This is a genomic window from Vibrio sp. 1731, assembly GCF_033339955.1.
Taxonomy (GTDB): domain Bacteria; phylum Pseudomonadota; class Gammaproteobacteria; order Enterobacterales; family Vibrionaceae; genus Vibrio; species Vibrio alginolyticus.
Map to the genome: position 1 here is coordinate 77,313 of NZ_JAWOVO010000005.1, position 13,221 is coordinate 90,533.

Sequence of the window (13,221 nt, forward strand, 5' to 3'; positions counted from 1 at the left end):
TTATCTTTCCCTTAATTTGTAAAATGAGAAAATACGAATTAACATGACAATAAATTCCACAGAAAGTACAGAGCAAACTACGTTTAAAGCATTAAGGTTACCGGTTAAGAACAAGTATATTAACACTACAACATGGATTCCCCCTCCAACCATTACAGATTTATTTGCAACATCTAATCTATCAATTAATGAAAAAGCAGGGTAACCCCAAAATGAACCAACAAAATTAACCATTCCTGCAATTATGAAGATTCTTAATATTGAGTTGGCAGCTAAAAACTCGTGCCCAAATAAAAATAAAATTATGTAGTTAGAATAATAAAGAGCTAATAAACCAACAAAAATAACTAATGAAAGTACTGAAAAAAACATTTTTAAGAATAGTTTTCTGTCTTTCGTTTTAGATAAATGTGGGAATATCGCTTGAGTGATCGGCATCGAACAACTCTGCCCAGCCTGATATATTTTTTCAGAAGATGAGTAATATCCAGCCTGTAGATATCCCGCCTGACTACCAATAATAAATGTGTTGAAGCTAGTGTATAGAGCAACAAATGCTCTAGAAATAAAAAATTCAGAAGCTTCTTTTAATACATTCTCTTTCCAGCCTTTAATATGAAAATGATAACCATTTTTAAAATACCAAAACCATAAGACTGTAGAACTTACACCAAAGCTAATAGAATATAAAAACACAACTAAGCTTTTACTACTATCATCAACAAGCAACATCACAGAAATTAAATAAAAAACCTTGCCAAAAACTGTAGCTAAAGTTAGTATTTTTAACTTCTCAATTCCCTGATAGAACCAATTTAATTGAATTGATTGAAAAAAAACGCCCAGAAGTACATATAAGTATACATCTAGATCGACTTCAATAACATTAGTAAATAAACATAGAACTGCTAAAGCAAACCCACATAGTAAGTATATAAAAAGCTTTGCCAAAATAACATTTGACACGTACATGGATATATAATTTTTATCTGACTGTCGCTTCGCAATTTTATAAGGGGATACAATATTAAAACCATAATCAGTAAAGATTAGAAATATTGCCATTATCGAAAAGATTAAAGCTAACTCGCCAAAACCTTCAGGCCCAAATGTCCTTGTAAGAAAAGGAAGAACTAACAAAGGCGATAAATAGTTTGCCAACTGAACGAATACTAACGCAATCGTATTTGAATAGACCCTAGACTTCATTTAGCAAAAACTCGTTGTATTTTTCTCTACTGGACTCAATTTGATAAAACCCACTTAACTTTTTTGCACTTTCACTGTATTCCCTTAAATTATCAATAAACAATGCTAAGTTTTTAGAGCCATCAGTTATATTATTTTCAGTTAATATACCATTAGATGTTATTAGCTCTGGACATCCACCAACATTGCTAAGAAGCAGTGGAATACCTGCAGCTCCAGCCTCTAAGACGCTCATAGGCAAACCTTCACTATCAGATAATAGTATTAGACCATCAAAAAGTTCAAAATCAGAAAAACCACTAATTGCCCCATGAAAGATAATGTTCTTACAAGCGCATTTTTTCAGGGAGTCATACTGCGGACCATCACCAACAATGTGATACATGACATTGTCTACATTATTTTTCTTAATACAATCAATAAGTAGATCCACTCTTTTAGGATAAGCTAGCCTTGCTAAGAAAAGAAGGTTGACTTTATTTTTGTCAATACCATATTTATTGATAGTATTCTTAACTATTGGTTTTGGTACTTTATTAGGAATACAAACCATAGTATTACTACTTATTCCAATTTTATTCAAAGCAAGCTGATAGTCATTATTTGAAACACAAATGATATTTCCGGTCAATTTTGACATTAGCCTTTCTATCAATGTGAATAATACTTTAAATGCACCTCCATTGTATAAACACGACCATCCATGAGATATATAGACAACCTTTTTCCTTGATAAATAAGCAGCTAAGCGCCCATAAAGACCAGCATTTGCAGAACTAGTAATAATAATATCTGGGGATGTTTCTCTTATAACCTTTCTTATTTTCAATATTGAGGAAATCATACTGTATGAATTGATTTCTTTTATTAAAAATCGGTCATCAAAGCAGCTTTGTTCACACAACCAACCATTTTCAGACGTCAACAAAAGGTGAGAATGCTCCGGGTAAAGCTCCGCTAAGTTCTTTACCCAAGTTTGAGCCCCCCCGACTTCAGACTTTGTAATGATATGTAGAAACTTCATAATTCATCAATCAACGCAAATTAGCTTCTCAAATTAATCAATGTATTATTTATTAAAGTGCTAGATGTTCCCTTGGTGTAAGGAAAATAAATTACTTTACATCCTACTCTATCTAACTCTTCTTCATGTTCTTTCCATTTTTCTGTTTCATACCAATCATCACCAACAAATAGGTAACTAGCATGATTTTTTTTCGCAGCCGCAGCCTTATCCATATTATTCTGCGGAATTGCCACATCAACATACTTACACGCTCGAACAACTTCGATTCGTTCATGAAATGGAATTACAGGCTGCTTACCTTTATACGCAACCAATTCATCGACTGTTACACCAACAATTAACTTGTCACACATTGATTTCGCATTTCTCAAAATATTAACATGACCCACATGAAATAAGTCATATACACCACTCGTATAGCCAATAATCATTTACTGCAGTACCTTTAAATTTTCTTTAAACCAAAGTTCATAAGAACTTAAATTGTTTTCATTTTCAAATATCTTTGTTAAATCAACTGGAAAACCTACTTTCTTTTCGTAAGCAAACTCTCTTCCCATGTAAGAACTTAAAACTTCCCTGAGTGGTACTTTACCTAACTCATTCCCCATAAGATTTTCAGGAGAAATTTTTACAGCTTTTACAAACGTATGCATATTGGCAATCGGCTCTCTTCCTTCAACCCCGGCAGCCATTAGAGAAAAGTCTAATCTTCTAAAAAGAACTGGCATGTGGTAACGGATAAAGAACCAGCGAACCATTTCAAAAACACTATTCAGCTCAAGTTCTTCAAATAAAGCCTCAAACTTGTTGTATAGTTTGCTATTTTTTTGTGGAGGGATATAACAATATTTATTTAAAAACTCATCTAAATCAAACTTCTCTTGATTTTGCGCCCATTTAAATATGCGGTCATAACCTGCAAAAAACTCGTCGGCACCCTCTCCCGATAGTAGAACCTTAATTCCATCATTCGCAGCTTTCTTTGATATAAGGTATAACAATACCTCATTGGGAACCGACATTGGTTCACCTCTCAATTCAATGAGGTAATCAAAAGCCGCCTTGTATTCATCTGGTGTGCAAGTTATAGTTTTAATTTTTTTTGTTTTTTCTTTTTTAATATATTCTATATCTTCATCACCCTCAAAACCAATACTATAAAAGTTTTGAAATTTTGTTTCTCCTAATTTTCTAAGTATGTTGCTATCGACACCTCTGCTTAAAAGAAGCGCAACGGGAACATCAGAAATTAATCTAGTTTCTAGTCCCTTTAGTAAAGAAGATTTAATTTCTTCAATAGAAATATGCTCGTATTCTTTTTCAATATAATCTAGACAATCAAAATACTTTCCATTTATATAGCAACTACCAGGTTCAACCGAATAAATGTCATTAAAATAAGACCCTGAAAATATTGGTGCTCTCGTAGCATAGTACTCTTCAATAGAGTCCTCATTGACATCGGAGCCAAATAAATCTTTCAGCAAAGCGGGCTCAGAACAAAACGAAATGCTATCATTATCACGATAGAAAAATAAAGGCTTTACTCCAAATGGGTCTCTTACTGCATGTTTGAGTTCACCAAATTTATCTATATATACAAAGGCAAAAAAACCGTCAAGTTCATTAAGTTCAAGCTTATTACTTACAATCAACTCTCTTAATAACTTGGTATCACTAGTGAATTTCTTTTTGAAGTGTTTAATTCCAAGCTCTTTAAAATTAAGAATTTCTCCATTAAAGACTAGCATACCACCTAACCGATCATACATAGGCTGGTTAGTGCCTGTTTCAGGGTCAATTATAGACAAACGAGCGTGGTATGCTTTCCACCCGCCGTGTTCTAGTAATCCAGAAGAACAGTCAGGACCTCTAAACCTTAATTTATTTTCAATATGACTTTCGTCAGCTTTCCCAACAGAAATATTGTTAGTAATAAAAAAACCACACATAAAATTAAACTCAACACTTATAAATATATTGATAAAGTTGAAACAAACACTTCAACACTAAATATCGCTTTTATTCTTTCCCTTTATAGACAAGAAAGAGAACAGGACAAACAATACTCCCAGTAAAAGTCCAACAAAGCTGAATACAATACAAATTAGTGCTCGTTTGGGACTATCCTTTACCTCTGGCACCACTGCAGGGTCAACAACCTTAAAAACAAACTCGTCTTGTACCTCAGCTAACATTAAACTTTTGGTCTGCTCTTCTATTAATTTGTAGAACGTACTTTGCATGTCAGCTACAGCTGTTTTTTGTAGCTGATTGTTTAAGTAAGTTAGGTTTTGAGAAGTTTCAGCAATCGTACGCTCACGCATTACCTTATTTATATCTTTAACCAGCCAATTGACCCATTGCTGTGCAACATAAGGCGAATAATGTTTTACTGATATTGTATATAAGCCGCTGTCCTTATCTTGGTTAACATTTAGAATTTCTTTTCTAAATACCTCAAATGCCTCTTGTGAAGTTGGTTTTGCGCCCCTTAACCCATCAGGCTTTCGTAACCACTTACCAGTACTTGAGTCATAAAGGTCATCATCAAGAATGAGTTTATTGTTCACCAAATCCCAATCTTTTGCTGCCATCACAGGGATGAGCAAATCGTGCTTACTGATAAATGTTTCAATAAACTGACGAGATTTCATTACTTGCACTGCTAAATCAGTTTGAGAAGTATCACTTCCACCAAGGTTTACCCCCGCTAATGCAGCCAAACCACCAAGTTGGCCAGCCATCTTTGACAAACCACCACCATTCGAGCTTTCAGCTGGTGCTAATAGTGCATCTGCTTTATAGATATTTGGAAGATTCAATGCGTAAAGAACCGAACCAACAGCAAATAAAAATGTTGTTACGATTATGATCCACTTGCCTTTCCATAAGGCTTTTAAAAATTCGCGTAGGTCGATTTCGTCACCTATTAGTTGCTGGGGATGTGGTGGGTAAGGTAAGTAATGTTGTGGATGTTCTTTGTGTGGTTCCATTGTTCTTTGATCCTAAGCCCTGGAGTTCGATTTATTGAATCCAGAGATTGGTGAAATTTGATAGAGCGATTTTTCTTTTCAAAATTAAGTCCCGTGGTGACTAGATTCTCAATCTTGCTTTGATTCACTACGACTAGTTACATCAATGTAAAACCAAAAGATTGCACCAAATAGTCTTTACCGTGGGAGATTGTGAGCGTTCATATAGCAGAGCTTGAGTGAACTCAACTGTCACATAAGCTCTGCTATTATTGAATTTACAATTCTCGTCAAGCTATCTCTATTAACTTGTCGTGTTATTTCAACGCATTAATCGCAACACCAGTTTGATACAAGATTTGCGTTGCTGCAGTCCATGTGCTTAATGCATCACGATAATCGGTATCAATTGGCACAACGATAGTATCGCCAGCTTTTAATCCCTCTTGATTATTCCCAAACCAATAACCAGAAGAAGGCTTGTAAACAGACCCGTCTGCACGCACAACAAAAATACGATCTTCGTCTGCTTGCTTTTTAGCACCACCCGCTTTGTTTAGGTAATCGTCCACATCGAGTTTGTTGTCTAACAAGTAAGTAATTGGAACCTGAACTTCGCCCATGATTGATACCGTATTTCGGAAGGTAGGAACAAAGAGGAAGTCTCCATCCTCGAGCATAAAGTCTGCTGAACGTTCGCCATCAAGAATACGGTTGAGCTGTACGACCATACGACCCAGAGCCTTACTTTTGCTTGCTTCTTCAACAAAAGTTAGGGTTTTCTGAGGGTCGGTAATTACTGAGCCAATATTGCTGTCAGCCCTGAATGTTTTCTTCGCAGTTTCTGCACGCATATCTGCCGCATATTGGTTCAGTAGCTTTTGCTCTTGTAGACGTAAAGCTTCACGAGTAAATATTGCACCTTGAGGGTGTGCAAATTCGGTCAATCCTCCTGCACGCTCCAAAAGCTCACTCAATGTCTCCCCCTGACGGGTCGTGTAAGTTCCTGGGAAGCGAACTTCACCTTGTAAAGTGACTGTGCTTTGTAGCTTCACATTTGGCTTTTCGAGGATGTTCAAACGATCTCGACCTACGATAATTGCATCGTCTGAAGCATTGCCTTGGATTGCTTTACGCAAATCAATACGTTCAACATCAATGTATGCACGTTCATCTGCACTGTTAATCGCGGTTCGTGCTAGTTCTGCATTGATTGTGAATGCGTTGTAAGTCAAACCACCAGCAGCTTCAATCAGCGTTGATACCGTCATTCTTGGTGTAATTGGGTACCGACCTGGGTGCTTCACTTCACCAAATACTTCAGCAATTTGAGGGGCTAAACCTAAACGAGACTGTTGTTGGAGCTGCAGCAATACGGGTGCAAGTAAAGTGCGACGAGTATTCTGCTTCAGCTTTTCAAAGTCTTCCTCTGTAATCTCTTTACCGCGGAAAATGATTTTTCTTTCTTCTTTTTCTTGCTGGTTCCAGCCAACATGATTCTGTTGGTTATTAAAATTAGTTTGTTGCTGATTATTGCTAGTCATCGCATTGTTGCCTGCGATTACCGAACCTGCTGGGTTATTAACCATTGCAACCGACGAGCTCATCTGTTGCTGTTCTTTCTGTTGCTCCATCTCCGCTTGTTTTTGGGCTTGCTCGAGTGTTTTCGCTTTTGTAATTTCTTCATCGTTAGCGAGTGTATCTAAATCTTCGTTATTGAAACGGTTGAAGACTAGAACTCGGTCACGAGAACGCAGAGACATATTGTCTTTGCTGTTAGGAGATAAAATCGCATTCGCGAGATTGATCTGAAATACTTCGATATCACGTTGAGTATTTACTTCTCGAACAACAACGGCGTAGTTAACATCAGCAGTCGCATTGAATGCGGAGTCAACAGATTTAAACAAATCAGCGATACGTAGATTTTGATGCCACTCTACATACCCAGGGTGTCTGACATCCCCTTCAATTTGAACATATCGAGTAAGCTCTTCGCTTTTTTTCAAGACTTTAATAGCATCGCCATTTTTTACTTTGCTTTGCTTATCTTGACTCTTACTAAAATCGAGAGTGACCGCTTCACGAGTCCCATGCGTTGCATAACGTTTGATTTCTAACTGTTCTTTATACGCATTGGCAGTAAAACCACCTGCTATTTGAATAAGTTGTTGGTAAGTTTCACCCGGCTTAACCTCGTAGATTGCAGGACGGTTAATCTCGCCTTCTATAGACACAGTCTCTTTAACAGAGCCGATTAAAACAACATCATCTGGAAGTAAGCGCACATCATCACTCGCATCACCTTTTAGTAACAGATCATACATGTCCAACTTACGAATAATTTCTCCGTCACGCTTAAGTTGAATATCTCGTAGTGCCCCACTTTCACCAAAGCCACCGCTATAGTAGATAGCCTGTGATATTGTTGTTAATGCGCTAACCGTGTACGCTCCTGGCTTATATGCGTCACCCATGACAAATACTTGCATAGTACGTAGTTCACCTAATGAGATATCACTACGAACACCTATCATTTGCTCTTTTACACGTTGCGTTAGAGAGTCTCTAACATCGGAAAAGTGCATACCTGCAACATTTATCGGACCAAGAGAAGGAAAGTTGATTGTTCCTGCGCGATTTACACGTAAGCGATGTGTTTCGTTCTCCTTACCAAACAACTGCACAATGATTTCATCACCAGCACCCACAGTGTAATTCGCTGGAACTGGAACATCACTGATCGGAGCAAAGGTACTTGGAGATCCGGCAAAGAGTTCAAGGCCAAAGCGTCGTAATTCATCATCCTCTTTCTTGGCATCCCATATTTTTTCTAGTTCAGTAGAACTAGCCCCACTTAGTTGAAGCCGAGGTTGTATGACTTGCGGATTTGAGTATGACGTAGACTGAGAGGATGAACCTGAAGGAATACTAAAGCCATACTTACTCGCCAGTGCTTGCTGCTGGTCTGCCGGTAAGTTCTGAAACATCTTTATTTGTTCTGGAGTAGGTGTTTGCGCAGTCGAATAAGACGCAAACATGCTTGCCAAGACACAAACGGCAATGGAGAGATATCCTTTAAACATGATATGCCACTATAATAATTGAATAAAAGGCCCTAGCGCTCAAATTTGAGTTCTAGGTATTTAAATTAGAATCTATGTTGGAAACCCAGTGTAATCGAGTTAAGGCGAACTTGGTCTTCTGAAACGTTATCAACGAACTCAAACACAACTGCGCTTTGCTTGTTCAAAGCGTAATGCATACCTAACCCAAAACTGAATCCTTGTTCTTTGTAAGAGCCTACATTTTTCAGGTCAAGTTGAACGCTCGAGTACCCTGCTAAACCGTAAAGTGCAACTCGCTCTGAAACAGGCATGTTTAGCTTCAAGAAACCACTCATCGCACTATCAACGGCAAGTCCACTATCACGTTGAACTGATGTTCCATAGCGTCCTTCTAAACCAATATAATCGTTAAAGAAGTACCCCGCTTGTGCACTTAGAAGAAAAGGGCTTCCCTCTTTCACGGACTCAGAAAGTGAGCTTTTCAATTCGGCATTTGAGTAACTTACTAAAGCACCTGCGTAAAAATCTGCAGATGCTGAAAAAGAACTCAGGCTTAAGCCCAGTACACTAAGTATTCCTAAACAATGCTGTTTTCTTATCACGTAAAAGTTCCTAGTACTGGTAATAATGAGTGCTACGGACTTCAACATACACCTCGAAGACTCATTAATTATTGATTTTTTGGCACGCTACCGCCCGGCGGCGTTGAGCGTTAGCCACTGTATCGCTTTCTCTACATTAAAACGCCCAGCTCCCTCCAAACACTTTAGTTATACTGAGATAAGCAGGCCGCCAAATTATGCACGCTTGATGTTTTATCAGCAAGTAAGGGAATAAGATAACCGCGCTATGTCACGTTGGTGTTAGAAATGAGATCGAAAGCCATAGCAAAATAAGAAACTATTTACATGCTAAGGTTTTTTTATCTAAAATGTACTTTGGAGCATTTTTTATGCTACCAAACATCGATGTTTTTATACCGGATATACAAGGATTAATAATGAAGAATACAGCTCTAGCTATTCTTATGGCTCTAAGCGCGTCAACTGCATTTGCAGCAGAAGAAGCAGGTTCAGCAGGAGCAGCTTCTGCATCTGCAACAGGCACAACAGCTGTAGCAGTAGGTGCAGCAGCAGCAGTAACTGTAGTAGCAGTTGCAGCGTCAGATAGCGATTCAACATCTACTTCTACTTCTACTTCTACTTCTACTTCGACTAACTAATTTCGTTTTGTAGATAGAAGATAATCGCCCTGAATGATTCAGGGCGATTTTATTTTCAAGAGGGATCAATGAACATCTTCAGAACGTCCAAATGGACACAACCACTCCTCACTCTTCCGCTACTAGGTTTACTCTTTGGCTGCACACAGAAATTCAATGATGTTTCAGCAACCGTCCAAGAAGCCTACGGTAACTACATTGATATCGAGATGACACCAGAAGAAATCAATGCTATTCCATATGCCAGTGCCTATTTGAAACTTGGAAATCAAAAACAGGTGTTTGTTGTTTTAGCTTTTGCGGAACAAAACCAACTCAGCGGCAAAAAACAACTGAAATGGGTAAGCGCCGATAAAGCGATGATCGTTACAGAGAATGGGCACATCGTCAAAACGATTGGTCTACAGAGTGGGGACTTAGCAGGTGTTTACGGTGACGTTCCAGATTTTTCTTTAGACTCAACCTCTGTCAACTACACACTTTCATACGATTGGGCAACACAATACCGTTATGGCTTTCCTGCAAATATAACGCGTTCTTACTCAGGCCAAGAAACGTTAACAACACCTATTTCTAGCACTATGACCAACGTATATAAAGAAGTTGTTGAGTTTAGCAGCCTTTCTCAATCGGTCGAAAACTACTATTGGGTCAATGAACAGGGTCAGGTCGTTAAAACCTTACAACACCTAGGGCCAAATATGATTCCGGTTGAGTTAACCATTTTGAAGGGATATAGCAAATCATGAGCAAGCAACTACTCACATTATTCGTTTTGGTCATGCCGCTTTTGAGCATGCCTAGCTTCGCTCAAACAGAAACCTCTGCTATGCAACCATTAAATGTTGAATTGCTAGAAGCAGGCAAACGGCTACAATTTCAAGGGCCGGCTCGTTTAGAAAATGTGTTAGCACTTGCTAGGGAGCAAAGCGTCTCTCTGCAATATTCTCTTGGTACCACTTTGTTTGATAAATCGGAACACGCCGAGAAAACCTCTACCGCTTTAAAGAGCTCGGTGCTCAATCAAATGATTCAACACAATTTGGTCGCACATCCATTCTACAAGTTCATTCAGAAGCAAAGCTTTGCACCACGCTTACTGTCTGCGATCGATGTTGATAAAATTCGACTAAATAAATTCGACAATCCGCTTTTGCGCGGCAATTACCTGCTCGCAAGCCCTCTACGCGAAGAAAAAGTGTATTACCTGGGAAACCTAAATAGCGTGTATTCCATTAAGGAGCAAGCAGGCATCCCTTTGCAGAGACAGTTAGAGAATTTGAAAAGTAACATTGGTACGTTATCAACACCGCCAGTGTTGATCTACCCAGATGGTCACGTAGTTAAGCCGCATCACGGAGCTTGGTTAACAACACAATATTACTTACCACCTCTGACATTGGTATATATTCCGTTTGGTGGACTTGAATACTCCGAAATGGACCAAGACATTGTCCGCCTACTCACTCAACTGATACCAAATTCCACAAAGAGACCGCAATGATGCCAATTAGAAAAAGCTTAACCCTTTCTTTAATGGGTCCAGCATTGGTTTGGGCTCAAGAAATACCCTTTGAGGCTCCCACTTTACAGCCTTCTCAGTCTGACTTTGGTGGTGTTGGCTTAATGCAGATGCCAACCGGACGTATGGCCCCTGAAGGGGAATTCAACTTTTCTGTCACTGGAAGTGATGAATACCTTTTTTATAATGCAACATTACAAGTTATGCCTTGGTTGGAGACGACTATTCGTTATACGAGAGTAGCCTCAATACCCTACGACCCAACTTTTCCTAATGTTGATAATGAGTACACCGATAAAGGTATAGACTTCAAAGTTCGATTGCTAAAAGAGTCTCAGTATATTCCTGAGCTCTCTCTCGGTGTCCGAGACTTTGCTGGTACTGGTCTTTTTGATGCTGAGTTTCTGGCGGCGACAAAACGATATTCTAATTCGAAATTAGGTACTTTTGATTTTACTTTAGGTATGGGCTGGGGCTACCTAGGCACTAGAGATACGGTCACAAACCCTTTTTGTAAAGCATCAGACAAATTCTGCGATAGACCTTCAGAATTTCTATCTACAGGCGGAACAACTAACTTCGATAGAGCCTTTAAAGGCCCTGCTGCCCTTTTTGGTGGTATTGAATATCAAACTCTTCATAAACCTCTTCGCTTCAAGCTTGAATACGACGGTAACGATTACAGCACAGACTACCCTGTAATTCAGGCTGGTGTAGATATGTCTCCCCACACGCCATGGAACTTTGGTGTGCTTTACCGTTTAGGAATGGCCGATTTTCGTTTAAGTTATGAACGCGGCGACACGTTGGTCGCGGGCTTAACGCTAAACACTAATTTCAATGACATGCCATCATTCTGGCGAGACACGCCAACACCAGAAATCGAAGATAACCAACCTGAAGAATTGTCTGATATTGATTGGAAACGTGTAACAGAAGATTTAGATAAAATTGCTGGTTACCAAAACACGCGTATTTATGTTGATGATAAAACAGTAACTGTCGTTGGTGAGCAGAAGAAATATCGTGATCGTAACGAGGCACACGAAAAAGCGGCGGCTGTACTTCATAATGAAATGCCTGACGATATTGATACCTATGCGATCAATGAACGTAGCCGAGGCTTAGTCGGCGAACAAACGATTATTTCCAAAGAGAAATATCGCGACTTTGCCCAAGTTAATTACATCAATCCGAAAATAGAAGATGCAACCTCAAGGGCTACTACTAAGCCAATGGGAGAATCTGTCTACGATGGTTTTGAACGTTTTGATTGGGGCTTTGCACCTAAACTAGTTCAAACTCTCGGAAACGCTGAAGATTTCTATCTCTTTAGTGTAGGGCTAAGCGGTAATGCCTCATATTGGCTGACGGACAACCTTGAAATTGGCGGTTCGTTATACTGGGATTGGTATAACAACTACGATAAGTTTATTTATGTCACTCCACCTGATGGCACTACTGTTCCTCGTGTTCGCACCATGTTCCGCGCTTACCAAAATGAACATGCTGTAACCATGTCAAACTTACAATTGACTTGGTTCCAAGAGTATTCCGATACGATGGATCAGCAATTCTACGCGGGCTATCTGGAGAGTATGTTTGCTGGAGTCGGTACCGAGTTTCTTTACCGTCCACAAGGAGCTAACTGGGCGATTGGCGCTGACGTCAACGTAATTTCTCAACGTGATCCACAAAGTTACTTCGGTGTTTACGATGAGAAATGGCAAAACGTGCCAGAATATGGACGTCCGTTCCAAGTTATTGATAAAGGCTTCACTGGTTTTGTATCTGGTTACTACTACCCTCAATGGGAATTCCTACAAGATTTGATGATCCAAGTCGATGTTGGTCAGTTCCTAGCTGGTGATGTTGGTACACAAATCAATGTTTCTAAGCAGTTCAAGAGTGGCGTAATTGCTGGTGCCTTTGCGTCATTTACAGACTTGTCTGCGGATGAATTTGGTGAAGGTAGCTTTACCAAAGGTTTCTACTTGTCGATCCCATTTGACATCATGACCGTTAAGCCAAGCAACAATCGTGCGAACTTTAGTTGGCAGCCTCTTACTCGTGACGGAGGACAGAAACTCGGACGTAAATACAGCTTGATTGAGTTGACCGACGAGCGAAATCCTTGGTATCAAAGGCCTAACCGTTCGGATGTGGAATAATAAAGTAATCAAGGGAGCTGCGGC

The 13,221-nt window shown here is 39.2% G+C and carries 10 protein-coding genes and 1 pseudogene; 4 read left to right on the forward strand and 7 right to left on the reverse strand.

Features of this window, described 5'->3' with window-relative positions; all coding sequences use genetic code 11:
• From R7035_RS07665 to R7035_RS07695, 7 genes and pseudogenes are all read right to left on the reverse strand, one after another.
• Window positions 1-1,209, reverse strand: a complete 1,209-nt coding sequence (locus tag R7035_RS07665) for an oligosaccharide flippase family protein (RefSeq protein WP_318146053.1) — start codon at window positions 1,207-1,209, stop codon at window positions 1-3.
• On the reverse strand, window positions 1,199-2,233 hold the full coding sequence (locus R7035_RS07670) for a glycosyltransferase (protein ID WP_262636033.1): 1,035 nt from the start codon (window positions 2,231-2,233) through the stop codon (window positions 1,199-1,201). The genes R7035_RS07665 and R7035_RS07670 overlap by 11 nt, the downstream gene beginning before the upstream one ends.
• Before the next feature lie 20 nt (window positions 2,234-2,253).
• The gene (locus R7035_RS07675) at window positions 2,254-2,667 is read right to left on the reverse strand and encodes an adenylyltransferase/cytidyltransferase family protein (protein ID WP_182019182.1); all 414 of its coding nucleotides are present in this window, start codon (window positions 2,665-2,667) and stop codon (window positions 2,254-2,256) included.
• Entirely contained in the window at window positions 2,668-4,191 is a 1,524-nt protein-coding gene (locus R7035_RS07680) for an asparagine synthetase B family protein (RefSeq protein WP_318146054.1), read from the reverse strand.
• Between the two features lie 57 nt (window positions 4,192-4,248).
• On the reverse strand, window positions 4,249-5,235 hold the full coding sequence (locus R7035_RS07685) for a Wzz/FepE/Etk N-terminal domain-containing protein (protein ID WP_262636035.1): 987 nt from the start codon (window positions 5,233-5,235) through the stop codon (window positions 4,249-4,251).
• Window positions 5,236-5,531: 296 nt separating this feature from the next.
• Window positions 5,532-8,012, reverse strand: a pseudogene (locus R7035_RS07690) (SLBB domain-containing protein); the annotation flags it as partial.
• A 353-nt stretch (window positions 8,013-8,365) separates the two neighbouring features.
• Window positions 8,366-8,932 (reverse strand): porin family protein, encoded by a 567-nt coding sequence (locus R7035_RS07695; RefSeq protein ID WP_411913236.1) that lies wholly within the window; start codon window positions 8,930-8,932, stop codon window positions 8,366-8,368.
• A 350-nt stretch (window positions 8,933-9,282) separates the two neighbouring features.
• Here R7035_RS07695 and R7035_RS07700 point away from each other — a divergent pair, with 350 nt between their 5' ends.
• The 4 genes from R7035_RS07700 to R7035_RS07715 all read left to right on the forward strand — a co-directional run bounded on the left by R7035_RS07700 (window position 9,283) and on the right by R7035_RS07715 (window position 13,197).
• Window positions 9,283-9,504 carry a hypothetical protein gene (locus R7035_RS07700; protein ID WP_005535462.1) on the forward strand — a complete coding sequence of 74 codons (222 nt, stop codon included), beginning with the start codon at window positions 9,283-9,285 and terminating at the stop codon, window positions 9,502-9,504.
• A gap of 68 nt (window positions 9,505-9,572) precedes the next feature.
• Window positions 9,573-10,253, forward strand: coding sequence for a YjbF family lipoprotein (locus tag R7035_RS07705; protein ID WP_318146057.1), 681 nt, complete (start codon window positions 9,573-9,575; stop codon window positions 10,251-10,253).
• Window positions 10,250-11,008 carry a YjbG polysaccharide synthesis-related protein gene (locus tag R7035_RS07710; protein ID WP_318146058.1) on the forward strand — a complete coding sequence of 253 codons (759 nt, stop codon included), beginning with the start codon at window positions 10,250-10,252 and terminating at the stop codon, window positions 11,006-11,008. The genes R7035_RS07705 and R7035_RS07710 overlap by 4 nt, the downstream gene beginning before the upstream one ends.
• On the forward strand, window positions 11,005-13,197 hold the full coding sequence (locus R7035_RS07715) for a YjbH domain-containing protein (protein WP_318146059.1): 2,193 nt from the start codon (window positions 11,005-11,007) through the stop codon (window positions 13,195-13,197). Before R7035_RS07710 ends, R7035_RS07715 begins: the two co-directional genes overlap by 4 nt.
• Window positions 13,198-13,221 lie beyond the last annotated feature (24 nt).

What these genes read in the sequence shown, in the direction of transcription:
- R7035_RS07665 (WP_318146053.1), bottom strand. Translation starts at nt 1,209, where the DNA reads ATGAAGTCTAGGGTCTATTCAAATACGATTGCGTTAGTATTCGTTCAG.
- R7035_RS07670 (WP_262636033.1), bottom strand. Translation starts at nt 2,233, where the DNA reads ATGAAGTTTCTACATATCATTACAAAGTCTGAAGTCGGGGGGGCTCAA.
- R7035_RS07675 (WP_182019182.1), bottom strand. Translation starts at nt 2,667, where the DNA reads ATGATTATTGGCTATACGAGTGGTGTATATGACTTATTTCATGTGGGT.
- R7035_RS07680 (WP_318146054.1), bottom strand. Translation starts at nt 4,191, where the DNA reads ATGTGTGGTTTTTTTATTACTAACAATATTTCTGTTGGGAAAGCTGAC.
- R7035_RS07685 (WP_262636035.1), bottom strand. Translation starts at nt 5,235, where the DNA reads ATGGAACCACACAAAGAACATCCACAACATTACTTACCTTACCCACCA.
- R7035_RS07695 (WP_411913236.1), bottom strand. Translation starts at nt 8,932, where the DNA reads ATGTTGAAGTCCGTAGCACTCATTATTACCAGTACTAGGAACTTTTAC.
- R7035_RS07700 (WP_005535462.1), top strand. Translation starts at nt 9,283, where the DNA reads ATGAAGAATACAGCTCTAGCTATTCTTATGGCTCTAAGCGCGTCAACT.
- R7035_RS07705 (WP_318146057.1), top strand. Translation starts at nt 9,573, where the DNA reads ATGAACATCTTCAGAACGTCCAAATGGACACAACCACTCCTCACTCTT.
- R7035_RS07710 (WP_318146058.1), top strand. Translation starts at nt 10,250, where the DNA reads ATGAGCAAGCAACTACTCACATTATTCGTTTTGGTCATGCCGCTTTTG.
- R7035_RS07715 (WP_318146059.1), top strand. Translation starts at nt 11,005, where the DNA reads ATGATGCCAATTAGAAAAAGCTTAACCCTTTCTTTAATGGGTCCAGCA.